The sequence below is a fragment of the Paraglaciecola aestuariivivens genome (assembly GCF_052983255.1).
This window is the reverse complement of sequence record NZ_JBRKBA010000002.1, coordinates 306023-332288: the sequence shown is the minus strand read 5'-3', so window position 1 is coordinate 332288 and position 26266 is coordinate 306023. Positions and strand designations below refer to the sequence as shown.

Annotated in this window: 20 protein-coding genes; 10 read left to right on the top strand and 10 right to left on the bottom strand. The window is 41.1% G+C overall.

Going from position 1 to position 26266, the window contains the following annotated elements; all coding sequences use genetic code 11:
* Nucleotides 1–7: 7 nt before the first annotated feature.
* Nucleotides 8–634: a hypothetical protein gene (locus ACVCDT_RS04410; protein WP_447131536.1), complete on the bottom strand. Its 627-nt coding sequence runs from the start codon at nucleotides 632–634 to the stop codon at nucleotides 8–10.
* Nucleotides 635–909: 275 nt separating this feature from the next.
* Nucleotides 910–1089, bottom strand: a complete 180-nt coding sequence (locus ACVCDT_RS04405; RefSeq protein ID WP_447131677.1) for an amidohydrolase family protein — start codon at nucleotides 1087–1089, stop codon at nucleotides 910–912.
* Nucleotides 1090–1238: 149 nt separating this feature from the next.
* On the opposite strand from ACVCDT_RS04405, the gene ACVCDT_RS04400 reads away from it, so the two are divergent.
* The 3 genes from ACVCDT_RS04400 to ACVCDT_RS04390 all read left to right on the top strand — a co-directional run bounded on the left by ACVCDT_RS04400 (nucleotide 1239) and on the right by ACVCDT_RS04390 (nucleotide 4659).
* Nucleotides 1239–2231: a tellurite resistance TerB family protein gene (locus ACVCDT_RS04400; protein WP_447131535.1), complete on the top strand. Its 993-nt coding sequence runs from the start codon at nucleotides 1239–1241 to the stop codon at nucleotides 2229–2231.
* Between the two features lie 143 nt (nucleotides 2232–2374).
* A complete protein-coding gene (locus ACVCDT_RS04395) occupies nucleotides 2375–3553 on the top strand; it encodes an acetyltransferase domain-containing protein (protein WP_447131534.1) in 1179 nt (392 codons plus the stop codon).
* A gap of 134 nt (nucleotides 3554–3687) precedes the next feature.
* Nucleotides 3688–4659 carry an alpha/beta fold hydrolase gene (locus tag ACVCDT_RS04390; RefSeq protein WP_447131533.1) on the top strand — a complete coding sequence of 324 codons (972 nt, stop codon included), beginning with the start codon at nucleotides 3688–3690 and terminating at the stop codon, nucleotides 4657–4659.
* 54 nt (nucleotides 4660–4713) lie between these two features.
* On the opposite strand, the gene ACVCDT_RS04385 is transcribed toward ACVCDT_RS04390, so the two are convergent.
* Nucleotides 4714–5721, bottom strand: coding sequence for a YncE family protein (locus ACVCDT_RS04385; RefSeq protein WP_447131532.1), 1008 nt, complete (start codon nucleotides 5719–5721; stop codon nucleotides 4714–4716).
* A 334-nt stretch (nucleotides 5722–6055) separates the two neighbouring features.
* On the opposite strand from ACVCDT_RS04385, the gene ACVCDT_RS04380 reads away from it, so the two are divergent.
* The 3 genes from ACVCDT_RS04380 to ACVCDT_RS04370 all read left to right on the top strand — a co-directional run bounded on the left by ACVCDT_RS04380 (nucleotide 6056) and on the right by ACVCDT_RS04370 (nucleotide 11073).
* Nucleotides 6056–7654, top strand: a complete 1599-nt coding sequence (locus ACVCDT_RS04380; RefSeq protein WP_447131531.1) for a serine hydrolase — start codon at nucleotides 6056–6058, stop codon at nucleotides 7652–7654.
* 196 nt (nucleotides 7655–7850) lie between these two features.
* Entirely contained in the window at nucleotides 7851–8666 is an 816-nt protein-coding gene (locus ACVCDT_RS04375) for a substrate-binding periplasmic protein (protein ID WP_447131530.1), read from the top strand.
* Nucleotides 8667–8829: 163 nt separating this feature from the next.
* Nucleotides 8830–11073, top strand: a complete 2244-nt coding sequence (locus tag ACVCDT_RS04370) for a carbohydrate binding family 9 domain-containing protein (protein ID WP_447131529.1) — start codon at nucleotides 8830–8832, stop codon at nucleotides 11071–11073.
* 294 nt (nucleotides 11074–11367) lie between these two features.
* On the opposite strand, the gene ACVCDT_RS04365 is transcribed toward ACVCDT_RS04370, so the two are convergent.
* Nucleotides 11368–12063, bottom strand: a complete 696-nt coding sequence (locus ACVCDT_RS04365) for a hypothetical protein (RefSeq protein WP_447131528.1) — start codon at nucleotides 12061–12063, stop codon at nucleotides 11368–11370.
* 726 nt (nucleotides 12064–12789) lie between these two features.
* Between ACVCDT_RS04365 and ACVCDT_RS04360 the strand changes: the two genes are divergently transcribed.
* The gene (locus ACVCDT_RS04360; protein WP_447131527.1) at nucleotides 12790–13800 is read left to right on the top strand and encodes a hypothetical protein; all 1011 of its coding nucleotides are present in this window, start codon (nucleotides 12790–12792) and stop codon (nucleotides 13798–13800) included.
* A 618-nt stretch (nucleotides 13801–14418) separates the two neighbouring features.
* Here the strand turns inward: ACVCDT_RS04360 and gcvP are convergent.
* From gcvP to gcvT, 3 genes are all read right to left on the bottom strand, one after another.
* Nucleotides 14419–17331, bottom strand: a complete 2913-nt coding sequence (gene gcvP, locus ACVCDT_RS04355) for an aminomethyl-transferring glycine dehydrogenase (RefSeq protein ID WP_447131526.1) — start codon at nucleotides 17329–17331, stop codon at nucleotides 14419–14421.
* Nucleotides 17332–17467: 136 nt separating this feature from the next.
* The gene (gcvH, locus tag ACVCDT_RS04350; protein ID WP_447131525.1) at nucleotides 17468–17857 is read right to left on the bottom strand and encodes a glycine cleavage system protein GcvH; all 390 of its coding nucleotides are present in this window, start codon (nucleotides 17855–17857) and stop codon (nucleotides 17468–17470) included.
* A 49-nt stretch (nucleotides 17858–17906) separates the two neighbouring features.
* Entirely contained in the window at nucleotides 17907–18986 is a 1080-nt protein-coding gene (gene gcvT, locus ACVCDT_RS04345; RefSeq protein ID WP_447131524.1) for a glycine cleavage system aminomethyltransferase GcvT, read from the bottom strand.
* Between the two features lie 144 nt (nucleotides 18987–19130).
* Between gcvT and ACVCDT_RS04340 the strand changes: the two genes are divergently transcribed.
* Nucleotides 19131–19982, top strand: coding sequence for a LysR substrate-binding domain-containing protein (locus tag ACVCDT_RS04340; protein ID WP_447131523.1), 852 nt, complete (start codon nucleotides 19131–19133; stop codon nucleotides 19980–19982).
* Nucleotides 19983–20417: 435 nt separating this feature from the next.
* Here ACVCDT_RS04340 and ACVCDT_RS04335 read toward each other — a convergent pair whose 3' ends face one another.
* Together ACVCDT_RS04335 and trhA are read right to left on the bottom strand one after the other, a co-directional pair.
* A complete protein-coding gene (locus ACVCDT_RS04335) occupies nucleotides 20418–21482 on the bottom strand; it encodes an XrtA/PEP-CTERM system-associated ATPase (protein WP_447131522.1) in 1065 nt (354 codons plus the stop codon).
* A gap of 151 nt (nucleotides 21483–21633) precedes the next feature.
* The gene (gene trhA / locus ACVCDT_RS04330; protein ID WP_447131521.1) at nucleotides 21634–22275 is read right to left on the bottom strand and encodes a PAQR family membrane homeostasis protein TrhA; all 642 of its coding nucleotides are present in this window, start codon (nucleotides 22273–22275) and stop codon (nucleotides 21634–21636) included.
* Between the two features lie 120 nt (nucleotides 22276–22395).
* Here trhA and ACVCDT_RS04325 point away from each other — a divergent pair, with 120 nt between their 5' ends.
* Complete coding sequence (locus ACVCDT_RS04325; protein WP_447131520.1) at nucleotides 22396–22689, top strand: GIY-YIG nuclease family protein; 294 nt, start codon at nucleotides 22396–22398, stop codon at nucleotides 22687–22689.
* A gap of 7 nt (nucleotides 22690–22696) precedes the next feature.
* Nucleotides 22697–25603 (top strand): bifunctional [glutamate--ammonia ligase]-adenylyl-L-tyrosine phosphorylase/[glutamate--ammonia-ligase] adenylyltransferase, encoded by a 2907-nt coding sequence (gene glnE, locus ACVCDT_RS04320; RefSeq protein ID WP_447131519.1) that lies wholly within the window; start codon nucleotides 22697–22699, stop codon nucleotides 25601–25603.
* A 24-nt stretch (nucleotides 25604–25627) separates the two neighbouring features.
* On the opposite strand, the gene ACVCDT_RS04315 is transcribed toward glnE, so the two are convergent.
* Nucleotides 25628–26245, bottom strand: a complete 618-nt coding sequence (locus ACVCDT_RS04315; protein WP_447131518.1) for a toxin co-regulated pilus biosynthesis Q family protein — start codon at nucleotides 26243–26245, stop codon at nucleotides 25628–25630.
* Between the last annotated feature and the right edge of the window lie 21 nt (nucleotides 26246–26266).

Here is a 26266-nt window from a genome sequence, read left to right as displayed (position 1 = left end):
CTAAATTTTAAGCGTTAACTTGTGTAGTTTTGCGACGACGCGACACAGCAATGCCTGCTGCACCTAAAGCTAACAAAGCCAAACCTGTTGGTGCATTTACATCAGTAGCACCTGCAACAATAGATTTTCCAGCTTCAGTTTCGTATCCCCAGCTATCTACAAATACAGATGCTAAAGGATTTGGATCAGTAAAATCACCGTTAACTATGTTAATTTTTATCCAACCAAATTTAGGATTTAAATCAGATCCGAACTTAAAACCGAATAATTTGGTAAAATCAGTAACCGGAGCAGGTCCACTTCCAATGGTTAACGGTACTGCAGTTGTAAACACTGTAGCAGGTCCTATAGTTGTTCCTGGTAATACATGGGATACAACTGAATTCGCAATGGAATCGCTTCTTAATTCTGATTTGACGTTGCTACTAAAAGTAGTAGTTACAGTATAATCAATGGTCAGGCCTGTCACACCGCCAATATTGGTCAGCACTTCCCCTGGCAAAACTTCTTGATTTAAGTCTGTTTGGCTAATAATGGCAGCATTGGCACCATTGGCAACAAATACCGACGCACTTGCTAAAGCAACAGCTGGCAATGTGACACGAGACGAGTTAGTTGAATTGAGTGCACTCATACATACTTCCTAATAATTGACAAAATTTAACTTGGGCTAGGCCAGTGTCAAACATTTTGCCATTGGCTATATTGCCCCATTACATCAATCAAGCAAAATGTAAGCCATAAAATCGTTTAAAATAGTAGGCAATTGTTTTCAAGGGATAAAAATTAAGTTTTTTAATTATAAATTAGATTTTTAGATTTTAATAAAGACCTAATTTGTAAAAATATCTGACACAAACTGTAAGTAAATGGTAAGGGAAATTCGCATTGACAATTATTGCCTTAAAACTAAGGCAACGAGTAGACAAGTTGGCCTTCAATGTAATTTTTTAACACTTTGATATCTTTTATTTTTACTGGATCTATTGCTCTGGGATCGTGAGATAAAACAATAAAATCTGCCAGTTTTCCTTTTTCTAAAGTGCCATGTCGCTGCTCGCTGTTAAAGGCGTAACTGTATGGGCTAATCGGGCTTGAGATAGGGCAATTTTATATACATCCACGCTCTTAACGTCGAGTCATTTTTCACCTTTTCAGAATAACAACCAAGTAAAATTGTATAGATATCAAGCCTTTCTTATACTTTCGTTATCAGTACAAGGCTAGGAGCTTTTTGTATGTCGTTGAGCAACCTTGATTTTAATACCTTTATTCGTATCTGGGTGTGGGTGTCTTTAGTTTTGATGTTTGTAGAAGCATATTTAACAGTCAATAAAATATGGAGTCGAAAACACGAAAAGGTGGTGGCTGAAAGTATATCAATAAGCGCACAATTACTGGCTCTGTGCACAGGCTTGCCCTTTGTGGCTTGGTTTTATATTGAAGGCACGTACGAAGGCATGATTGCCGAAATGATATTTTTAGGGGTGAACCTGCTATTTATCGCCATAGGCGCTGGCATGTGGTTACAAGGCTATCGTTCTGGTGTTTTTTGGCGTAATTTTCGACAAGCCATACGCTTAGACCAAAAAGAAGCAGGCAACTTACTTAAAGATATGTTTAGACCTGTGGCCGCAGAAGAATTGGTTGCGGTGTTAGATGCCATGGCACGTTTAGACGATCACCTCGACCCCAGAGAACAAGCCTTAATTAACGACTTTGCCAAAACCTGGGACGTACCACAAAAGTCGCTACCTAAACCCGATCCTAGCCATTGCCAAGAACCACACAGCTTATTGCGCAGCCGATTAACTCAATATCTTCATCGACACCCACCGCGCGAGCAAATATTACAAGTCGCTGATTTAATGACAGTGATAGCCCAAGCCGACAATGATGTGAGCTTAGATGAACAGCTGGTACTTAACGAAACTCGAGACTTACTCAACGCCCACCTTGCTGGCAGCAAGCTAGCCCAACATCATGTGTTATTAGTGCCGCAATCTAAAGCCCAAATCAAAGCGATAAGCGACCTGCACCCTCACCTGCCCTTAGCCACAGATCATATGGGCACTGTATTTAAAGTAGGTTGTTACCACACTCGCGCCTATGCTCGAGTAGTTAAGCAATGGTATAGCGACAGCGGTTTTTTAAGCTTAGTGGTAGACCAAACCGAAGCCAAAGATTGCACTGAGTTAACCCCCAACCCCAATAAACCGGCCTTAGCCTAAATTATTGCTTTGAGGTGAATGGCAATAGTTTATAACCAAGTCCATTAGGCAATGGCTCAATTAAATATGGCAGTATAGTTGCCCTAGACTATAGTGTTTTTTGTAACAGCAAATAGCTATTACAAAACCAAGGACATATTTAAATGCATTCCAAACGTATTGAGTCACTAGATATGCTTAGAGGATTAGTGATAGTCCTAATGGCCTTAGACCATGTACGTGACTATATCCATTTGGGGGCGTTTTTATATGATCCAACCGATCTTGAAACCACTACTGGGCCAATATTTGCCACTCGTTGGATAACACACTTATGTGCACCAATATTTGTTTATTTAGCCGGAATGTCGGCCTATTTATATGCCAGTAAAGTAAAAAGCCAAGGCAAAACGGCGCAATTCTTACTGACCCGAGGGTTATGGTTAATATTTTTAGAATGTACCTTAATTACGTTTTTATGGACCTTTGATCCTAGTTACAACTTTATAAATTTACAGGTTATATGGGCGATTGGCTTCAGTATGCTAGCCTTGTCTGCTCTTATTTATTTACCCATTAAATGGTTATTGTTGTTGTCTCTGGTCATTATTTTTGGGCACAATTTACTCGACTCCTATACAGCCCAAGGTTCGGACTTTTCGAGCATCCTTTGGTACCTTTTTCATCAAAGTAACTTTATTCAGTTTAGTGAAAACTTTGCTGTGGCATTCTCTTATCCGGTATTACCCTGGATAGGCGTAATGGTTTTAGGTTATTGTTCGGGGCAACTTTATACCCACTTCTCCAACACTCAAGAGCGTCAAAAAATGCTCCGCTGGATGGCGCTAGGCATGTTGTTGTTATTTGTGCTAGTTCGTTATTTTAATCTTTATGGAGATTTGAAGCCGTGGGAAGAGCAAGCCTCTACATTATTGACCTTTATGTCTTATATGAATGTGACTAAGTATCCCCCCTCTTTGGTTTTTATATTAGTTACACTAGGTTTAGGTTTATTGTTTTTGGCTTATTTTGAAGCAGCACAAAACAAAATCACTCACTGGCTTGTGGTTTATGGACGAGTGCCGTTTCTTTTTTATATTTTGCATTTATTCTTAGCTCATTTCCTTGGCAACATTTTGGCAATTTTGCAAGGAGGTTCATGGAGTGATCTAGTCATGACCTCAGAATTATTTGAAAGTGGAAAATTATTAGAGCATGGAGTCAGCCTGCCACTAACCTACTTAGTCTGGATAGCTGTGGTACTGATCTTGTACTGGCCATGCAAGCAATATCATGCCTACAGAGCCAACAATCCACAAAAATGGTATTTGAAGTATTTATAAATCGACTTAATTAAATAGGTAGATTTGTCACTAGTCCAGTTTGTTAGGTCAATAAGAGCAGACGTAGACTTTATTGACCTGGTATTTCCCCTGTGTTAATAATCTAATAACTTTATATAAATCAACGGATTAATGTGCCTTCCGTCGTTCAGCGTTTCACCTCAAACAAGTTCATTTTTATCACTGGCTTAATAATAGGTTGCTATTTATTACTGCGTGCCATTGCGTATTATCAGCACCAAGATTTTTCATTTTCGGGTAACTATTTTAGTTATGAGGGCAAGCAAGTTAGATACTTATGTCAAGGCCAAGGTAAACCCTATGTGTTTTTTGAAACTGGGTTTGGCTCAGATTCAGAACAAAGCTGGAATGAAATTGTTCAATCACTACCTAGCACTTTTACCGCTTGTTATTACGACAGATTAGGCCACGGGGGGAGCGACAATGTCCCTACTACTTTTAGCACTGAACAAAAATCGCAACTTCAAGCTGCGCTTATTCAACATATTGCTGGCGACCAACCTGTCATCTTAGTTGCACATTCTTATGGCGGCATTATTGCTCGAAGAACAGCTGCTAATGCCAAGATAAACTTAGCCGCGCTAATTTTGTTAGATTCGGCGCACGAAAATCAGCATGGCTTATTACAAGGTAAACTCGAACCCATAGCTGAGTATGTAAAAGTATGGCATTACCTAGATGCGGTATTAGGTGTGTCTGCCATTAAAAATATGTTTAAAACTTACACCTCAGCAACCTCTAAACGCCTAGACCAATATTATGCCAGTTTACAATACGCTCAGGTGCTTTCGACCTACAGAAACGAAAAAGGCTTTTATACTCCCTTGGCCCAGTTTAACTACGATTTTGGCGATTTAAGGCTACTAGTGTTAAGCCACGACAGCGCCACCTATGCCAATAACCCAAGGTTTTTTAAGGTGACAAACCAGTGGCAAAAAATGCAAACCAGTATTGCCAAATTATCGAGTAATTCAGAACATATTATTGTCAAAGGAGCCACTCACAACATACCTGCCGATGCACCTGAGGTTGTGATAAGCAAAATACTCGAAACAGTCGATTATGTGGCTGAAGTGGGTCACTAAGGTAAAAAAAACTTGGCACTTTAGTGCCGAATCTAAAAAACCAGAGGTGTTGTATTAATTATCGTAATAAAACACCACACCATCAGGGTTATTGCCTGTTGGGTACTCAGCGATAATTTTTCTAGCGTTAATATCAATGGCCACTATTTTATTTTTTAAATTTAATGATAAAAACGCCACGTCCAATTCTGGGTGCAAGCTAATACCTTGAGGCCCTGCTCCTTGCTGCAGGGTTAGTGTTCCTAGCTCTTGAAAGGTATTGCTATCAAAAAAACGCACTTGGTGGCGGCTAAAGTCAGGCACTATTGCTACTTTTTCGTGTTGCGAAAATAACACTCTATAAGGAAAGCCAAAGCCCTTAAATTGAGCTAATTGAGTTTCGGTGTTGGCATCAATTACCGTCACCAGTCCTTGTTTATTTGCCCCATACCAAAGGTGCTGGCCGTTAGACCTAATATTAATGGCTTCGGGCATGGCATGGGTTTTTATCTGCTTGAGCAAACTCATAGTTGCCAAGGAGATCTTTGAAATACTGTTTGACCTAATGTTGGTGGTAAAAGCAACGTCTTCTTTAGGACTTATTGCCAGCATATGGGTGGTTTGTTGTTGGGTGTTCACTGCTGCTTCAATGTGGCCACTTTGAATATTCGCTATCACCATATGTTGGCTCTTACCTGAGGTAAAAGCCACGCGTTGTTGGTCTTTTAAAAACCTAATACCATGTGGTCCCGGATACTGGGTTAAGTTGATGGTTCGGGCAACTTGTTGTTTTGCCAAATCGAACACAGTAAGACTGTCGCCACCCACAAAATTAGTACTAACGGCCCACTTACCGTTTTGGCTAACAATTAATTCGTGCGGCCCTAATCCGGTTGGTAAGGTGTTGATAATTTTACGTGTTTCAAGATCAATTAAACTAATTGAGTTGTCTGACTTATTTACTACCGCCAGCTTACCCTTTAAGACAGCTAACTCAGATGAGGTTTTTGCCACTGATATTAGAGGGAATAGGGTCAGCGCCGAGAAGGTTAAAAACACGGTAAATAATGATTTTTTTAGCATAGATAATTCTCTTTCAATTATTTAAGCCTTGTAGGCTTTAATTTCTATTTGTAGCACTAGGAATTGTAAGTCAAGTATCCGCAATTACTAGCTTATAACTAATACGGCAGTAAGGCCAAAATCGTTATATTTTGAGTAAAATACTTTTGCTGCAACTTGATACCCTAGTTACTACACCTATAAGCCTTATCAAAACTATTATTTACAAAACCCTTAGTTTTAATTTATGCATGTTCAGGATTATCGCTCAGAGCCTATAACCTAAGAGATTGAATTTAATGCAAAACTTACGCACAATTGAAGGCATAGATGGTCTACTGGTTGAATAAGTTTTATGAAAAATTTTGTGCTGTTTGTCATATTATTAGGGCTACTACCTAGGGTAGAAGCAAAGTGGGATCCACAAGCCTTAGATGAAACGGTAGAAAATGCCTTAGATACTTTTCATACCCCAGGCATGAGCGTATCAGTTGTGCACCAAAACCAATTGATATATGCCAAAGGCTATGGTCTTGCCAACATTGCCACACAACAAGCTGTAAACGAAAATACTTATTTTCGATTGGCCTCTACCAGCAAGGCCTTTACCGCCGCAGCATTAGGCGTACTTGTCGACCAAGGAAAACTTAATTGGGATGACTTAGTTATAGACCACCTCCCCAACTTTAGAATGCAAGACGACTACGCCACTAAACATTTTACTATAGAAGATTTACTCACCCATAAAAGCGGGCTAGTTGGCGGCGCAGGCGACAGTATGATTTGGCCAGAGCCAAGCGGGTTTAGCCGCCAAGAAGTGGTCAAAAACTTGCGTTTTTTAACCCCTAACTATCAATTTAGACAAAGCTACGCCTACAGCAATGTGCTTTACATAACTGCCGGTGAAATTGTCGAAAAAATCTCGGGAAAAAGCTTTGAAGACTTTGTTGACCAACAAATTTTTAAACCTTTAGGCATGCAATGCTACGCCGGTGATATGCCCAAAACTGAACTAACCCAAAGTGCCATGAGCTATGGTCACAACGACGAGCAAGGTATTTACCCCATTCCACGTAACGCCATTTTAGGTGATGCACTAATGTCTGCTGCAGCTGGGGGTATGGTGTGCAGCGCCGCAGAAATGAGCAAGTGGGTTAGCGCACTCTTGCATGACGCAAACATGAATGACGAGGCTAGCGACTCAAACGAACAACAACTAGGCCAGCAACACTTGCCTTTTTCTCGCCAACAATTAGAAAAAATGTGGCAACCGCATACCATACTAGGCGTATCAGACACAGATACCGAATGGGACTCTACCTATTTTCGTACCTACGGCCTTGGTTGGCGCTTAAGCAATTATGAAGGCTATAAACGTATTTCTCACACTGGCACTTTGTCGGGCTATCAAGCTTTTGTTGCCTTAATTCCAGAATTAGAGCTTGGGGTAGTTGTGCTTAACAACGGCTCTAACTACGGTGCCCGCGGCGCGGTAATGCAAACCATTCTAAAAATGTTTATGGATACTGAGCAAAAAGATTGGGTAGCCGAATATGTGGCTTATCAAGACGAGCGAGAGCAGGCCTATCTATCACGCCCCGACACCACGCCTAAAGCCACAGCTAAAGGCACACTAACTAACAACCAAGTAGTGGGCACTTACACAGATCAATGGTTTGGTGACTTTGTCATTACCCAACAAGCCACCAATAAAAAGGCTGGTAAACTTCGAATAAAATCATCGCGCATGGCGAATTTGCAAGGCACCCTTAGCGCCTTTCAGGATACCAGTTACAAAATTGAATGGGACAACAAAAATGCCGCATCCGACGCTTTTATACATTTTGAGTTAGATGTTAAGCGCAATGTAATTGGCGCTAAACTGCACCCCTTTACCACCAGAGTTTTAAGCTCACATGAATGGCGTGATATGCACTTTATAAAAGTTGAGTAATGGCAACACTACCTTTTTAAGTGAGTATGGCAGGCGAACCCAGGCAGACTAAAATTAGCAACTCAAGCCTGCATTCTGAACGTTGGAGAAAATATTTTAGAGATTTTTTGCATATTGCCCAATCACTATTATGCTTGAGCACATAGCAACTCACTTAGATATTAGATCACGAATTAGATTAAGCCTATGGTGTTAAATGACCCTTACTAAAATTAATGTATTTCTTATTTTATTAGGTCTGTTGAGCCCTTTATCGAATGCCCAAAAACTGTCTGTGGTTATATTCGACTACCCTCCCGTCATGATTATCAATAATAGCGATAGCTCCGGATACTGCTATGAAATAATTGAGCATTTATATTCCAAGCTAGGTTATCAAGTAACTAAATTTGAATTAAATTTATCTAGGGCATTGCGTTCGGTAGAAGCACAAGAAATAGATTTAATCTGTGCCATTAATACCTTTAACAGCAAATATTTAGCTGTGAGTAAGCAATCTCTAATGAGTATAGTTTTTTATTTTTGGGCTCGTAACGATAGCTCTTTTTATTATGATGGAGTGAGCTCATTAGAAGGGCAAAGAATTATAAACATCTCAGGGTTTAACTATTCATCCACTAGCCAAGCTTATCAAAACTACCTTGAACAATCGGACAACATAATTAAATTAGGCGGCGAAATAGCCATCAAGCGTGCCTTTAACATGATCAACTTAGGCCGAGCAGATATCATTGCCATAGACAAAGACAACGCCTACTACAATCTCAAGCAGATTAACTTACAAGACAAAATAAAAATGGCTGGGCGCCTACCAAACGCCCTTCCCGCCTACCTAGGCGTGAGTAAAAAACACCCACAAAAACAACAATTATTAAATCAGTTTGATACTGAATATCCCAAACTCATACAGTCAGGGTTTGTTGATAAGTTATTGAAAAAATACGATATTCAGATTACTGAATCCACTACCCAATTTGCCAAACCTGCATCATCTTGTACTTCTGATTGTTAGCCAGCATAAACTGTAGTTAATCATTTACAGAGTCAACCATCATGATTTTTAGAGAATTAGGATGGGTGACTAGTTCATTTCTGTTATTTTTTAATTTAATTTAAACTATTGGCGAGTTTACTTCGACTTAGGCAGTAAAGTTCAAACAAAGCAGTAAATAAAAATGGAAATAACAATAAATAAACGGGTAAAACAAATAGGGTGGATACTAGGATTAGCAGCGAGTATTAGTACGCCAAGCATGGCTGATAATAGCAAAATCATTCATCAATTAGTGCACGCCAATGAAGTAGTTAAGGTAGATGGCGTATTAGATGAAAGTGTTTGGCAACAAGCCACCCATCTAAATTTACAATATAATATTAACCCCGGTGAAAATACGCCCGCCCCAGTAAAAACCGACTTATACCTATACGAAAACGGTGAGAGTTTATTTGTTGCCTTTAAGGCCTACGACCCCGAACCCGAAAAAATTCGCGCTTATTTTCGCGACAGAGATACCCTGTTTCAAGACGACTTTGTGGGCATAGTGCTCGACACCTTTAACGACAATCGTCGTGCTTATGAGTTTTTTGTTAATCCCTTTGGTGTACAAGGCGACTTAATAAAAGACGATACCCAAGGTGGTAACGAAGACTCTAACTGGGATGCTATTTGGAGTAGCGCAGGCCAAATCACTAAAGACGGCTACATAGTAGAGATGGAAATTCCATTTTCTGCTTTGCGCTTTCCTGCCGACCAAAGTGACATGACCTGGGGTATACAAGCGCTGCGACTTTACCCGCGCGATAGTCGTATGGTGATGTCTAATTCAACGGTTCAACGCGGCGTAGATTGTAGCTTGTGTCAGTTCGAAAAAATAAAAGGCTTATCGGATTTAAGTCAGGGCAATAATTTTCAAATTACGCCCACCCTAACCTATAGTCGCTCAGAAAATAAAGACAGCGTACCAGGCCCTTGGAACGACGCACAAGACGATACTCAAGCCGGTGTTGATCTGCGCTGGGGAATAAACGAAAACCTCTATTTAAATGCCACCATCAACCCTGACTTTTCGCAAGTAGAGGCAGATGCCGCGCAACTCGATATCAATAATACATTTTCGTTATTTGTTAACGAAAAGCGTCCATTCTTTTTAGATGGCCGCGATTACTTTAGTACCCAGCGCATGAACCTTGTGCATACCCGCAACATTAACGCGCCAGAGTACGGTGCTAAATTAACCGGTAAGCAAAACCAGCATACTTATGGTTTATTGGTTGCCAACGATGAAGCAACCTCATTTTTAATGCCTGGCAACCAAGGCTCAAGTGTGGCCACGTTAGACCAAAGCTCACAAGTGCTTGTAGGGCGCTATCGCTTAGATATTGGTAAACGCAATAATATAGGTGGCATAGTCACCTCACGTAAAGCAGATGGCTACTCCAACACAGTGGCTTCAATAGATGGTTACCAGCAATTTACCAAGGCTGACTCCCTTAGTTATCAAGTGGCTTATTCTGACAGCAGCAACCCACTAAGTGTACAAAACGATTTTGGTTTAGCTGCAAGCCAACAAGATCTCTCTTATTCATTGGGTTATCGGCATAACACCCGCGATTATGGATTAAGAGCCTCGCATATGAAAATGGGTGAAGACTTTAGAGCAGATTTAGGCTTTGTAGGGCGCACGGGTTACCACATGTCTGTGATTGGTGGTAACTACGATTGGTATGGTGATGAAGGCAGCAAATGGACACGATACGGAATATTTGGTGATTACGACAAAACTTACGCGGCCGACGGCACTATGTTAGAAGAAGAAATAGAGCTACACGGCAATGTTCAAGGTCCTAAACAGTTTTATACCAACTTTGGCATAGTCGCCCGAAAATCCTATTGGGCAGGTGAATATTACAAAGTAAATAACTTTATGATGTATGCCCGCTTTGACCCTTTACGCAATCTACGATTAAGTGCGTTCACCCGCATAGGTGATCAAATAGATTATGCCAACAACCGTTTAGGCGACAGCATATTTTTAGACTTAGGTAGTGAATTCAAAATTGGCACCCACCTAAACGGCAGAATATCCTATGTACACGACCGTTTAGATATAGACGCTGGCAATGTTTACACCGCAAACCAATACGATGTGCGCATCAACTACAACTTCAGCTTGTTGTCTTACTTACGCTTAACCGTGCAATATACCGACATAGAACAAAACCAAGCACTGTATATCGACAGCGTAGACAAAATGTACAAAGGCATGCGCACCGAACTCCTGTACGCTTACAAGTTAAACCCGCAGTCATTACTTTACATAGGGTATACAGACCAGGGTTACCAAGATGACAACTTACAAAATATCGAAAAGAACAATAGAAAAGTATTTATGAAGTTAAGTTATGCGTTTCAGATGTAGGTTTGTTACAGGCTAAATAGCTGCGATTGGTGTAAAAGTATCAAGAACCGACGCAGTTTATTTTCTTAAATGAACTGCGATAGGTGCTTTGTTAATTGGGAGATAGACGAGATTATAGCTGTTTGTCTATACCTCTATTTTCATGGTTCACCCCATTGATAATTGTTTACGACTCTTTCAGGGTTAAATGACAACTAATTTTTATAGTGACAGTCCTTGTAATTCGTCCTTGTAATTCTCTGACCTCTCTTTAGCCAATCGCCACGCTATAAAATAGCCATCGGCCAAGCTATTTTAAGCTACTACTATCTTTCGACGCTTTTGTGCTACTGGACTGATTCTTACCCATTTAAATAAAAACATAATGATGACTTTAGTAATAGCACTGGTAATAGCCAACACTAACAACGGCCAACCTAAGCTTAGCCCCATGCTTAAAGCAAAAGCTATAGTCGAAATATCCATCATAAAGATGAATTGACTCATCTTTAAATCGACTGCTCCTGTACTACCTGAGTTTATAATTAGCTTAATTTGATGGTAATAGCCTTGAGCTATCAAGATAGTGACCAAAACAATAATAGTTGTAGAAATATACTTTCCTTGATCGATAATTGTTTCACCCTTAATCAATCCGGCGATAGCAATTAGCAAAGTTACACAGGCTAAACTAAAGCAAACCCTAGCATTTTTAGATTGTCGGTCTTGCCAAACTTCAAATAAAATAAATGCTACTAATACCGACGCAAGTAACCTCGGCCAGACTATATAGTGATTAAACGGTTCTATTGAATACCCGTATATAAAGAACGACAAATATGCCAAGTAGCTAACTGTAAATTGGTTTAATGATAAAAGTGCAGTCGGCCTTTGGTTTTCACTACCAGACTCTTTTCTTTTCCATATCATTCTCAATTGAGAAAACACGCCATACAAACTAACAATAATAAAAATAGTATTGATCGTTCCGAAAATATTATATGAGTCCAAATTAACCTTCTTCTACTTTGTCGCCCGCCAAATTGTCGACAATAGTAGATTTATGGTAGTTGAAAATCAATTAAAATTAATTATCACCACCAAATTGTCGACATGCTGGGTATTTTTAGAAGGTGTTGATGTGTTTCTATTTAGCTACGATAGGCAAGTGTCATCAGGTAAAATTGAACAAGGCACCCATGTTAATTTTTAGTGAGTTACGATGGGGAGTTACGATGGGTGTCTTGTTAATTAGTTAGTAATAATTTGGGGAAATAAACTATCAAATGTGCCGAGTACGAGGTTGCTTGGTAAATCATAAGCATGGAAGTTCGATTAGTTGTGCTTGGCGTTTTGAATGGTTAGGCCCTTGATTAACATGCGTGTCTGGATAGTGTTTATCGGTAAAGCCGATTGTCTTGTTCTCTTAAGGTCATTTCCAGTTAGCGTTGTTAAATAATTAAATTTTGCGAGCCGTTTTGAATTTATGTTTTTCTTAGCCAAATTAACGACTTGAACACATTTTGAAGCAATTGTTAAGTAGACCTTTGCGATGCAGTTAGTTAGGTTTAATAAATAACTAGAACATGGCTGCGCAGCCATTATTTTAATAAAAGAAGTGACTATATGTTTGTGAAAATACCCACTCGGTTGTCGATAATTTTTTTAATCTGTTTATTTTCAGCATGCTCAATTCATTTAGGGCACAAGCAAGTTGTGCACAACGATGGCTTTTCTTTGAGTATTCAGTCCCCAAATGGCGATAGCAAAAGCGGCATTCGTTTTAACCAAGATGAATCAGCAATTGCGGTGTTACCTACTAAGGTGAAAATCGAATTGTCTGATTACAGTGACGGAATAAAACGCAAACTCACCATCTACAACCCCGACGATCGTACATTATATGATTACCAAATAGATGGCCGCTCAGCACCTTACGATGCGGTAGCGCAGCAATGGTTTGCTACGCAGATACCTAAAATATTAAGAGAAACGGGCATTGATGCTAAAGGGCGTATTAATAGAATTTTTGCGCGTTATGGCGCCCAAGGATTATTTGAGGAAGTGAGCCATATCAGAAGCGATCATGTAAGAGGTATTTATCTGCAAACTGCTATTAACACTTTACCGTTGCAAGAAAGCGATTTAGCACAAAGCATTTCATTGATGTCTTCAATTGATTCTGATTATCAGTTACGCACGCTGTTACAGAACGTTGTCGACAGTCACCTTTCACAAGAAAGGCTGATTCAATTGTTGGAAGTATCTCGCAATATACAATCTGATTACGAGTTATCTACTTTTTTAACTCACTTTCCTAAACGCTACTTGGCAAATGATGAGATACAAATTGCGTTTTTTAACACCAGTCTGTCAATACAATCAGACAATGAAATTAGTAAGTTATTTGTTGAGCAAGTGCAAAATATAAAGGTGTCAAACAATGCATTTGCGGCCATGTTAGCGTCACTTCAAACCATTCAGTCTGATTACGAAATGCACAAGGCATTATCTGCTTTATTGAGCTCGCCAAATTTTACAGCAAACAAGCCTGCGCTTATTGAACTGGCAACACAAAATATCCAATCAGACCATGAATTATCACTAGTTTTAATTGCGACAATCAACAGCGCTGATTTCACCCCAGAATTGCAAAGCGCAATACAAAATGCCGCACTGAATATGCAAAGTGAGCATGAAAAAGGCAAAGTGTTAATTAGCCTAGTTGAGGCTTTAAAGAAAGATTAACTGTTATCCAGGGTAAATCCAGGTAACAGATTTCAACGGCTCTGACCCCGCTGATTCATGGGCAACCAAGCTTCGTGTCACCAAACCCTTTAATAAAGTGGTAGTTGCCGTAGCTCATCGCTTAGCAAAGGCTTATCGAGACATCCACTGTAACAAAAAAGATAAAACGTTATTAAGAAAAAAGTAATACACAAAAGCAGTGACTGATTCACCCTAGTCGTTATCGGCGAAGCCGATGCTCTTGTCTTTTGATTTACCCTCGAGCGGCCCTTATAGCTTACTTTTTGCGGTTGTAGGTAAAAAGTAAGTTGGGGCTCATGGATGAGGCTTGAAAAACGTTATGGAGGACATAAGTGCAGTGCATGCATTAAGAGTAAAGAGATTCCGGCTCAAAAGACTGCCGGAATGACGGTGTGGGTGGCACGGAATTACGGTGTGAGGGTCAAGGATTGTCGATGTGGGGTTCACGAAATGTCGTAGTGATGGAGTGAAGGAGTGACAGGAGTGACAGGAGTGACAGTTTGATGTAATAACCTAGTCACGTTGCACAAAAAAACGAGCCTAAGCTCGTTTTTCATAATACTAAAGAAAGTTTGAAATCCTTTTCAAAAACCAAAACTACTCTTCAATATAACTCTCAATCGAAGGACATTCGCAGAATAAATTTCTGTCGCCATATACATCGTCAATACGGTTTACTGTAGGCCAGAACTTATTTTTAGCTACGCTTGGTACTGGGTAGGCGGCTAACTGTCTGTCGTAGCTGCGATTCCAGTTGTTGTCGCAGATGTCGTCTAGTGTGTGTGGTGCGTTATGTAATGGATTGTCGATGGCATCCCATTCGCCAGATTCTACTTTGGCGATTTCGGCGCGTATCGACACCATAGCTTCGATAAAGCGGTCAAGTTCGGCTTTGGCTTCTGATTCTGTTGGTTCAATCATTAGCGTGCCTGCTACTGGAAAACTCATAGTAGGCGCATGGAAGCCGTAGTCGTTTAAGCGTTTGGCTACGTCCATTTCGGTTACACCTGAGCTTTCTTTCAGTGGGCGTAAATCGATAATACATTCGTGGGCAACACGGTTGTTACGGCCACGGTATAACACTTCGTAATGGCCAGATAATTTATTGGCCACGTAGTTAGCGTTTAACATGGCCACTTCTGTGGCTTTTTTCAGCCCTTCGCTGCCCATCATTTTGATGTACATATAACTAATTGGCAAAATTGAAGCGCTGCCCCAAGGTGCGGCCGATACAGCACCGTGTTCACGTACTTGGTTGTCACCTGCGTTTTCTACCCCTACCACTTTGTGATTAGGTAAAAACGGCGCTAAGTGGGCTTTTACGCCTATTGGTCCCATACCTGGGCCGCCACCGCCGTGTGGAATACAAAAGGTTTTGTGTAAGTTTAGGTGCGATACATCTGAGCCAATATAACCTGGTGAGGTAATACCTACTTGAGCGTTCATGTTGGCGCCATCTAGGTAAACTTGCCCGCCAAACTCGTGCACTATGTCGCACATTTCGCGAATGGTTTCTTCGTATACACCATGGGTAGATGGATAAGTGATCATGGCACAAGCGAGATTGTCGGCTACTTCTTCGGCTTTTTTGCGTAAGTCGGCTAGGTCAACATTACCGTTTTTATCGCAGTTTACTACTACCACTTTCATGCTAACCATTTGCGCTGATGCTGGGTTAGTGCCGTGCGCTGAGCTAGGAATCAAACACACATTACGGTGCCCTTCGCCACGGCTTTCATGGTATTTTTGAATAGTGATTAGGCCAGCGTACTCGCCTTGCGCACCTGAGTTAGGTTGCATCGACAGCGCATCGTAACCGGTAATGTCGATAAGCCATTCACTTAGCTCGTCGATCATTTGTTTGTAGCCTTGGGCTTGGTTTAAAGGTGCAAAGGGGTGCAGTTGCCCAAACTCAGGCCAAGAAACTGGGATCATCTCAGCTGTGGCGTTAAGTTTCATGGTGCACGAACCTAACGAAATCATTGAGTGATTTAAGGCTAAATCTTTGTCTTCTAAAGACTTAATATAACGCAGCATTTCAGTTTCTGAATGGTAACTGTTAAATACTGGGTGCGTTAAATAATCTGAAGTACGCACCAACTCGGCAGGTATGGACTGACTACCGTTTTCGATAATTGCTTTGTCAAAGGCTTGAATATCAAGCTCTACATTTGCCCCTACAAAAGCTTGGTACAAGGCTTGTAGATCTTCACGGCTAGTGGTTTCGTCTAAGCTGATAGCCAAAACCCCGTCTATATCTGTGCGCAGGTTTAATTGGTTTGCCACTGCCGCTTCAATAATGGCTGATTTTTTATCTGCCACTTTTACTGCAATAGTGTCGAACCAGGTTTGATTGACTAATTCGAATCCGGCTTTTTGCAAGCCTGCAGCTAAAATATCGGTAAAACGGTGAATACGCGAGGCAATAGTATGTAAGCCTTTAGGGCCATGATACACAGCGTAAAACGACGCCATATTGGCTAACAATACCTGAGCAGTACAAATGTTTGAGTTGGCTTTTTCGCGGCGAATGTGTTGCTCGCGAGTTTGCAATGCCATACGTAAAGCTGGACGACCGCGGGTGTCTTTAGATACCCCAATAATGCGCCCTGGTAAAGAACGTTTGTAGCTATCACGCGTAGCAAAAAACGCCGCGTGTGGACCACCATACCCCATAGGTACACCAAAACGTTGGGCACTGCCTAATACTACGTCTGCACCCATTTCACCTGGTGGCTTAAGCATCACTAAGCTAAGCAAGTCAGCGGCCACTGCCACTATACCTTTGTTGGCTTGTACCGCAGCAATAATATCGGCAATGGCGTTAACTGCCCCAGTTGAGCCTGGGTATTGCAATAAGGCCCCAAAAATATCGTGCTGACTGGCGTCTTCAGCTTTACCTACAATAATATCAAAGCCAAACATATCAGCGCGGGTTTGAATGACATCTAAGGTTTGAGGGTGAACATCGTCGGCCACAAAAAAGCTGTTGGCTTTACGGTTTTTAGATACACGCTTAGCTAAGCCCATAGCTTCGGCAGCGGCTGTGGCTTCGTCTAACAAAGACGCCGAAGCCAATTCCATACCCGTTAGGTCAACTGTGGTTTGCTGAAAATTAAGCAAGGCTTGTAAACGCCCTTGCGCAATTTCTGGCTGATAAGGGGTGTAGGCGGTGTACCAACCCGGATTTTCTAACACATTGCGCAAAATAACATTGGGAGTAAAAGTGTTGTAATAGCCCATACCAATAAACGAACGCATCACTTGGTTTTTGCTGGCAACATTTTTTAAATAGGCCAACGCATTGGCTTCGGTTTGCGCTTCGCCCACTTTTAATGGAGCAGGCAAACGTATGCCTTCAGGCACGGTTTGTTGCATTAAATCGTCTAGCGATTCAGCGCCAATGGCAGATAGCATTTCAGCCATTTCTGCATCGCTAGGACCAATGTGACGGCGAACAAAGTCTTGAGTTTGTTCTAGTTCTGATAATGAAGAATGCGATAATGACATAGCTAACTTATATTTCCCGATGTAAAGCAAAGCTAAGGACAAGGCTTATGTCCTTAGCAATGTATTGCAATAATGTGTAAAAGAGTTAAAAACTAGAGGCTAAAACGCCTGTATTAGGCGCTTCAACGAGTGGCTATTACTCGTCGTCTATGCTGCCTTCGTAGCCTTCTGCATCTAACAAGCTGTCTACTTCTGAAGGATCTTCAGCTTTAACTTTAAATAACCAACCGTCACCATAAGGGTCAGAGTTAACCAACTCTGGGGTGTCTTCTAGGTCAGGGTTAACTTCAAGTACTTCACCACTAATAGGCGCGTAAACATCAGACGCGGCCTTAACCGATTCGGCAACGGCTACGTCATCACCTGCGGCGATTTCGTCACCCACATCTGGCAATTCAACAAAAACCATATCGCCTAATAATGCTTGGGCGTGATCGCTGATCCCTACGGTAAATACACCATCACCTTCTGGACGAACCCATTCGTGAGTAGAGGCATAACGTAAATCTGCTGGAATATTGCTCATAATTGTTCCTAATTGTTCGTTGTTTTAATGTTTAATTTAGCTGTTATTTTTATAAAACACTTTTGCCATTTCTGACAAAACTAGGTTTAACCACATTGACTGTAACCCACTTTTTGCGCATTTCCACTTCGGCGGTGCTGCTAGTGGTAGCTGGCACTCTAGCCATGGCAATGCTGTGGCCTAAAGTTGGCGAAAAGGTACCTGATGTAATCACCCCTTCACCTTCTGGTACTTTTACCTTTTGACCGGAGCGTAATACGCCTTTGTCGGTCATCACTAGGCCCACTAACTTTTCTGTTCCTGCGGCTTTTTGTTGCTCAAGTGCTGTACGCCCTACAAAGTTACGATCTTTTGGTTGCCAAGTAATAGTCCAGCCCATGTTAGCGGCAAGTGGCGAAATAGTTTCGTCCATGTCTTGGCCGTAAAGGTTCATGCCTGCTTCAAGTCTTAGGGTATCGCGTGCGCCTAAACCACAAGGTTTTACCCCTGCGTCTAGCAGCTTTTGCCAAAAAATGCCGGCATCTTCTTTGGGCACCATAATTTCGTAGCCCGCTTCACCAGTGTAACCAGTAGTGGCAATAAATAAGTCTTCGGCTTGAACCCCAAAAAATGGCTTCATACCAGCAACCGCTTCGTTTTGCGCATCAGAAAAAAGCGTGGCGGCTTTTTGTTTGGCGTTAGGACCTTGCACCGCAATCATGGCAAATTGATCACGCTCGGTAATTTTAACCTCAAAGCCTTTAGCTTGGGTATTTAGCCAGTTCATGTCTTTTTCACGAGTAGCCGAGTTAACCACTAAGCGATAATTGGTTTGGTCAAAGTAATACACAATCAAATCGTCTACTACGCCGCCTTCTTCATTTAACATGCCACTGTATAGTGCTTTGCCTTTGTCTTGTAACTTGGCTACATCGTTGGCTAGTAAAAAACGTAAATAGGCTTGTGCTTGGCTGCCAGTTACGTCAACTATAGTCATGTGAGATACATCAAACATACCTGCATCTTGGCGTACCGCGTGATGCTCTTCTATTTGAGAGCCATAGTTAATTGGCATTTCCCATCCGTGAAAATCCACCATTTTGGCGCCCGACTCTAAGTGTTTAGCGTGAAGAATTGTTGTATTTGGCATGTAAGACTCTGCTTGATAAAAATAATAGTGGCAGTATAGGTAGTGACATCACACACAACAAATTGAAAGTTTTAATGTTTACATTTGAATTTCTTATGTATTATTAAAAAATCATTTGAAATTCTTATTTAAAGCTAGTCATTTATGAAGCAACTTTCGTTAGATAATTTACGCACCTTTGCTGCAGTCGTTGAATTAGGTGGTTATGCCAAAGCTGGGGAGTTTTTGGGGCGCTCGCAACCCGCGGTTAGCTTACAAATAAAACGCATTGAGCAACAACTTTCTACTCGCTTGTTTGATAAACAAGGGCAACGACATTTAATTAATCAACATGGCCGTAAACTCTATCAAACCGCCAAACAAATGTTGGCCTTAAACGATCAACTATTTAGGCAATTTCAACCCACAGCCTTAAAAGGCCGTTTACGACTTGGCATACCCAGCGAATTCGCCACTACTTTGTTGCCCAGCATTATTGGGGAATTTGGCAAGGTTTATCCTGATGTAACCTTAGAAGTCACCTCTGCATTGAGCAAACACCTGCTAACAGACGACAACCAAGGCGGCTTTGATTTAGTGCTGGCCTTAGTCGACCCGCACGTTCAAATAGATGGGCAAGAAGTATTAATAGATGAGTTAGTTTGGGTGGGCGACCAAGGTTTTACCGCGTCAAACAGTTTGTCTTTGGTGCTGGCTCCAGATGGCTGTGTGTATAGAAGCCGAGTGATCAGCAAACTCAAACAACAAACCCAACAATGGCGTATTAGTTACACCAATGCCGATTTAAGTGGCATTACTGCTGCTATCAAACAAGGCTTAGGAATTAGCGCATTAGCCAAAAGCAGTGTGCCCGAACAATTGCACATTATTCAGCATAATCACTTACCCAAGTTAGGTAATATTAAAATATGTTTAATTAGTAAAAGCTCGCAACATCCGCAGGCGTGTAGCAAGTTGGCCGAGTTTATTACTACGCGTTTAACCCAAGTGCAGTAATGCTTTTAGTGAATGGCTTTATTTCAGACATAAAAAAACCGCTAATGCTGGCCAAAGGCACAAATTAGCGGTTTTTAACTATGTATTAGCTTAGTTAGACGCCTTGTTTCATTATAAAAAATAACAAACAACTTGCCACTAACAACAACGAATACATACGCTTAGAGTACTTTCCATGATAATAAGCTTTGCGTCGATCCTTGAACAAAGGGCTTTCTGGATTAAATCCAGAAGTTTGCCTTCTCTCATCAATCAAACGTTTCATTTTAAACCCCAAATGTAAAGGACTGCTTATTATTCATTTTTTATACGCCGCAACCCTCAGATAAGATCTTAACTTAAAAGTTCCTTTATTACATCGGCTTTATTAACAAAAACTTAACCTAAAGCGAGACAATTATTTACCAAAGATAGGGTTTTAGCAAAAAAATAGGGTTAATCGTCTGATTTTAAGCGCACATAAGTTTTGTATTTCTTTTGCAATAGGCGGTCTATGTAACGTGTGAGTTTAATTTTTTGACTGATGGCGTTATCTAGCGCATCTACTAACTCAGTGAGCATAGTTTTATAATATTCTACGTCTTTAACTTGGCCGTCTTCGGTCGAGTCATCCAATATACCTGTTGGTTTAGCTGGCACGTTGGCCGCTTTGGCTTCTTGGGCTTTTTGCTCAGGTGTCTTATTAGGTAAAAACATTTCTTCTGAAACTTCTTTCACCACATTTTCTACTGCTTCTTCATCTAGGGTGGCTAGATCTTCTAAAAATCCAAATAACAAAATGCGGTCCATTAGGGTGTTGATTTTACGAGGAACCCCATGGGTAAATTGAAAGATCCGGTCGTAAGCCCCAGCCGAAAATAAGGCTTTTCCATCCCAACCTGCTTGTTTCATGCGATATTCAATATAGGCTTGGCATTCTACATCGGTTAACGGGGCTAAATGGCAAGAAGCCACAATTCGTTGTCTAAATTGTTCCATATTAGGCGCACGTAATATGGGTTGTAACTCTTCTTGGCCTAGCAAAAAGCTTTGCAATAAAGGTTTTCCTGCGGCCTGAAAATTCGACAACATGCGCAATTCTTCAATGGTTTCTAAGGGTAAGTTTTGTGCTTCATCGACTAACAATAAGGCGCGTTTGCCGTCTTTGTGTAAGCCCATTAAAAAGGCTTCTAAGTCATTTAAAATATCGGTTTTGGTGCTGCCTTTTACTGGCACGTTAAACTTACTGGCTACCATTTTTACCAGTTCATCTGGGCTAAGTTTTGGCGAAACAATTTGCGCAGCCACTATGTCGTCTTGCATGTCATCTAAAAGGCTATTAGCAATAGTGGTTTTGCCGGTTCCTATGTCGCCGGTAATGACAATAAACCCCTCTGCTTGAGATAAGCCGTATTGCAAATAAGACATGGCGCGTTTATGCCATTTACTGCCAAAGAAAAAGCTAGGATCGGGTGTTAATTGAAAAGGTTTTGAAGTTAGTCCGTAATAATTTTCATACATAATAATGCGTCACTCGATCCGAAAAAATGAAAAGAAAAATCCAATTGCTAGCTTAAGCCATCCACTGGCTGCCTTGCAATCTCATCGCCCTAGTTTACGTTAACTGCCAACAGATTGGCAGCAAGATATAAGCTAGATAAATATAAGGCGCTTAAATAACAAATAAGTAGATGGCAAAAAAATGGCAAGCGCAACCTGCCACTACAAACATATGCCAAATAGCATGGGTAAATTGCCGACTTTTAGCCACATAAAACCCCACGCCTAAGGTGTAACTTAAGCCACCGGCTAACAGTAAATAAAACCCCGCACTAGGTAAAGCTTGATACAGAGGATAAATATAAAATACCGCTAACCAGCCCATCAGCAAATAGGTTAATACTGATAATTTTACTAGCTTTTTATGCGCCAAACTTTTAAACACTATGCCTAAGCCAGCAATGCCCCAGATTAGCCACATGGCCCAAAAGCCTGTGCTTCCAGATACAGCTAAAAGCATAAAAGGCGTGTAAGTACCCGCTATCAACAAATAAATGGATATATGGTCGATTTTTTTAAGTTTGGCTTTGAGTAAAGGGCGCTCAACACTGTGATACAAAGTAGACGACAAAAACATCAAAATTAACGAACAGCCATAAACCCAAACTGTCCCTTGCGCATAGGCCCCTTGGGCTTTCATTAACATAAAAACTAACCCCACCAGCGCGGCAACTAAGCCTGCCCCATGGGTTAAGGCATTGTATTTTTCTTCTAATAAAGAATAGGAATTTTGTTGCGAGTTAAGGTGATTCATCTGGGGCGATATGGTAAAAAAAGAGACTCATCATATATTTTCAGCGTACACATGTACACTCAAAACCTAAACTAAAAGGTAAAGTGTTGTAATGCCAAGTTATTTAAGAGTAAAACAGCTGTGAGCAAGTGGTATGTATATATAATAGAAAACAAACTGTCGCACTTTTACACTGGCATATGTACCGATATTGACAGGCGTTTTTCAGAGCACCAAGCCAGTGGCCCAAAATGTGCAAAGGCGCTAAAAGGCAAAGGGCCACTTACCTTAAAATTAACCGCCGAAGTTAATAATCAATCTGAAGCCCTACAAGCCGAAATCTGGGTGAAAAAACTAACTAAAGCGCAAAAGCTCAAGCTACTCAAAAATGAATTACAAGACGCGCCAATCGTTAACACTTTAGCTATAGGATAAGTTAACTGTGGATCAACAAACTGTTTCATCTTTTCCTGCATCATTACAAACTCTTGGTGCCTCTCGTTGGCAAAGCTTTTGCGAAAGTTACTCTGAATGGCCCAGCTTAGACACATATCAAGCCGATATTTGCCACGCTTTTGGTTTAAGCGATTTTATTTTTGAACAAGCCATGAAACACCCGAGTTGGATAGACGAGTTGTTAATTGACAACCAACTCAACGAGGTAAAAATAGATTACCAGCAGGCGCTACAAGACGTTCTAAGTCAGGTAGAAAACGAGGTGCAATTGCATCAGCGCCTTAGGCTGTTTAGGCATTTTCATATGTTGCGTATAGCCTGGTTAGATTTACTCAACTTACAGCCTATTGAAGCCTCGTTAGTACAAGTGTCTGAGCTTGCTAAACAATTAATAGTGCAAACCAATCAATGGTTATATCAATCATTACAAGTAAGGTTAGGCACCCCTTTTGGCCAATTTGGCCCCCAACCTTTGCTTATTTTGGGTATGGGAAAACTAGGAGGAAACGAACTTAACTTTTCTTCTGACATAGATTTAATTTTTACCTACCCAGAAGCAGGCGAAACCCAAGGCGGTAAAAAGACTGTTGAAAACCAACAGTTTTTTACCAAACTCGCACAAAAGTTAATTAGCGCTTTAAACCAGATTACTGTTGATGGTCAGGTTTATCGGGTTGATATGCGCTTACGACCTTTTGGTGATAGTGGCCCGTTAGTGATGCACTTTGATGCCATGGAAGATTATTACCAAGAGCAAGGACGAGACTGGGAAAGATACGCCATGCTAAAGGCGGTTATTTTGAATCCGCCTTGCCAGCATAGTAAAGAGTTATCGGCTATTTTACGGCCCTTTATTTATCGTCGTTATTTAGACTTTAGTGCCATAGATTCGCTGCGCAGTATGAAAAACATGATAGTGCAAGAAGTGCGTAGACGTGGCCTTTCTAACAACATCAAACTGGGCCAAGGCGGGATCCGCGAAGCAGAGTTTGTGGTGCAAAGCTTACAATTGATTAACGGAGGCAGAGAGCCAAGTTTACAAGTACAAAGCTTACAATTGGCCCTAACCGAGTTGGTCAATTTACAAATATTGCCACAAGACGGTGCCAGCAATATAAGAACTAGCTATTTATGGCTGCGCAAAGTCGAACATTGTCTACAGCAATTTGCCGATGCTCAAACCCAAGAATTACCTGACGATCCATTAAACCAATCACGCTTGGTTTATGTGTTGGGGCTAAACAGTTACTCAGAATTTTTAAGCCATTTGCGCGAGCATTGTGAACAAATTCATCAGCAATTTTCGTTGTTAGTTAAAGAAGAAAAAGTCCAACTTGAACCAACCAAAAATGAAGCACAACAAGCCAGTATAGATTTATGGCAATTAGATCTCGATCCGCCGCATATTCAAGAAATTTTAAGCCACTGGGTCACCACTGCCACCACCGAAAAGCAAGACACCTTATTTTGCCAACAATTGGCCGAATTTAAACAAATACTCAGTCGCAAGCGTGTTGGGCAACGCGGCTTGATCAGTTTAAATCAATTAATGCCTGCGTTATTAGACTGTATTCGCCAGGCCGGATTTAAACGTTATGGCGAACTTCTTAAACGCTTATTAAATGTGTTACAAGCAGTGTTAGGCCGTACCGCCTATTTACAACTTTTATCAGAAAACCAAGGCGCCTTAGTACATTTAGTTAAGTTATGTGCCGCTAGCCCTTGGGTAACAGAGCAAATTGCGCGTTTTCCCTTGTTATTAGATGAGTTATTAAACCCCGCGCTTTTATATCAACCTGTGCCACTAACTCAATACAGTGATGAGCTTAGGCAGGCGTTGTTGCGGGTAGAGCCAGAAGATCTAGAGCTACAAATAGAAACCTTGCGCCAGTTTAAGCTCAGTCAGCAGTTGAAAATTGCCGCTGCCGATATTGCTGGCCCTTTGCCCGTTATGAAAGTGAGCGACCATTTAACCTACCTTGCCGAAGCCCTGATCAGCCAAGTTGTTGATATTGCCTGGCAACAAATGGTGGCTAAGTATGGGGTGCCAGTTTGCCAAACCAAAGGCGAAAAAAGCATGCAAGACAAAGGGTTTGCTGTAATCGCTTACGGCAAACTCGGTGGGTGGGAGCTGGGCTATGGCTCAGATCTTGATTTAGTTTTTGTGCAAAACTGTGATGGCGCATTATTTACTAATGGTGACAAGCAGTTGGAGTCTAGGCAATTTTACCTAAAATTAGCCCAGCGCATATTGCACATATTTACCATAAAAACCGGACTGGGCGAATTGTACGAGGTAGACATGCGCTTACGGCCTTCGGGTAATTCAGGTTTATTGGTTTGTCATATTAATAGCTTTAAAGCCTATCAAACAGACGATGCCTGGACTTGGGAGCATCAAGCCCTAGGCCGTGCTCGATTTGTGTACGGCTCAAAAGACCTTTTTAGGCACTTTAATCACATTCGTCACCATATTTTAGCTAAACCAAGAGATATCCAGAGATTAGCTAAAGAAGTGCTAGAGATGCGCGAAAAAATGCGTGAGCATTTAGCCGAACATAAACTCAATAAAATTGACTTAAAACAAAGTAAAGGTGGCATAGCCGACATAGAGTTTTTAGTGCAATTTATGTTGTTAGCCCACACTCAAGAGTATAAGAGTTTAAGCAAGTGGCCAGACAACGTGAGAATTTTAGCCGAATTGTCCAAGCTGTCTTTGTTAACGCCAGATGAAGCCAACGACCTGACTTTAGCCTATTTAGATTATAGAAATCAGGCTCACAGGTTAGCGTTACAAAATACCAAGCTGGCTAAACAAGATGACAAACTTATTGCTCACCAAACTAAAGTAAGTGAGATTTGGCAAAAGTATTTGGTCGAGCCTTATCAATAGGCTTAAGCTAAGGTTTAAGCAAAGTTAGCGCGCACTGGTACAATTTTTTTCTAAATACTCAGTGGGCTTGGCAGTAATCACTAAAGAGCGTTGACGCGGGCACATGTAGGCTTTTACTTCTCCGTCAAAACTGGTGTCTATGGCAGTGGCGATGGCATCTAAACTACCTAGAATAGAATCGTCTAGTTGAAAGGGATGCTTAACAATAAAATCGCGATTAAGCTCCCAAATCACCTGCATTCCTTCTGATTGTGCATAGTCTGTGATGGCCGTTCTTAGGGTGCTGCCAGCTTTAAATGAGCGATGTTTATGCTCTCCTACCCAACGTCCAGAAATAGGTTTTTGTAAACTTTCCATTTTTTTAAGACGGTTATCTAGTGGCTCTTCATTGACTTTAACTTCCATCACAAAATCACCTAAGTCTTCTTCTCGTGGATGGCGAGACGACAATCGATAGTCAGAATAAAAGTTAGCCATATTTTGCTCTATGCTTTTGCCTTTACTCTGCCCCTCGGGTTGCACACTAGAGGTGTTTTTTTGTTGCATAAAAATCACAATTCCAGCTATGACCATAATCAAAATAGCCAAAGAAACATGCCTCACCCACAAATAAGACTTTTGCTTTTTGCTTGCTTTTTTCATTGCTGGTTAGATAACCTCTTA

Coding starts and splice junctions, on each gene's coding strand:
- gcvT (WP_447131524.1), bottom strand. CDS start 18,986: ATGCCAAATACAACAATTCTTCACGCTAAACACTTAGAGTCGGGCGCC.
- ACVCDT_RS04340 (WP_447131523.1), top strand. CDS start 19,131: ATGAAGCAACTTTCGTTAGATAATTTACGCACCTTTGCTGCAGTCGTT.
- gcvP (WP_447131526.1), bottom strand. CDS start 17,331: ATGTCATTATCGCATTCTTCATTATCAGAACTAGAACAAACTCAAGAC.
- ACVCDT_RS04385 (WP_447131532.1), bottom strand. CDS start 5,721: ATGCTAAAAAAATCATTATTTACCGTGTTTTTAACCTTCTCGGCGCTG.
- ACVCDT_RS04315 (WP_447131518.1), bottom strand. CDS start 26,245: ATGAAAAAAGCAAGCAAAAAGCAAAAGTCTTATTTGTGGGTGAGGCAT.
- ACVCDT_RS04380 (WP_447131531.1), top strand. CDS start 6,056: ATGAAAAATTTTGTGCTGTTTGTCATATTATTAGGGCTACTACCTAGG.
- ACVCDT_RS04370 (WP_447131529.1), top strand. CDS start 8,830: ATGGAAATAACAATAAATAAACGGGTAAAACAAATAGGGTGGATACTA.
- ACVCDT_RS04375 (WP_447131530.1), top strand. CDS start 7,851: ATGACCCTTACTAAAATTAATGTATTTCTTATTTTATTAGGTCTGTTG.
- ACVCDT_RS04335 (WP_447131522.1), bottom strand. CDS start 21,482: ATGTATGAAAATTATTACGGACTAACTTCAAAACCTTTTCAATTAACA.
- trhA (WP_447131521.1), bottom strand. CDS start 22,275: ATGAATCACCTTAACTCGCAACAAAATTCCTATTCTTTATTAGAAGAA.
- ACVCDT_RS04395 (WP_447131534.1), top strand. CDS start 2,375: ATGCATTCCAAACGTATTGAGTCACTAGATATGCTTAGAGGATTAGTG.
- ACVCDT_RS04400 (WP_447131535.1), top strand. CDS start 1,239: ATGTCGTTGAGCAACCTTGATTTTAATACCTTTATTCGTATCTGGGTG.
- gcvH (WP_447131525.1), bottom strand. CDS start 17,857: ATGAGCAATATTCCAGCAGATTTACGTTATGCCTCTACTCACGAATGG.
- ACVCDT_RS04410 (WP_447131536.1), bottom strand. CDS start 634: ATGAGTGCACTCAATTCAACTAACTCGTCTCGTGTCACATTGCCAGCT.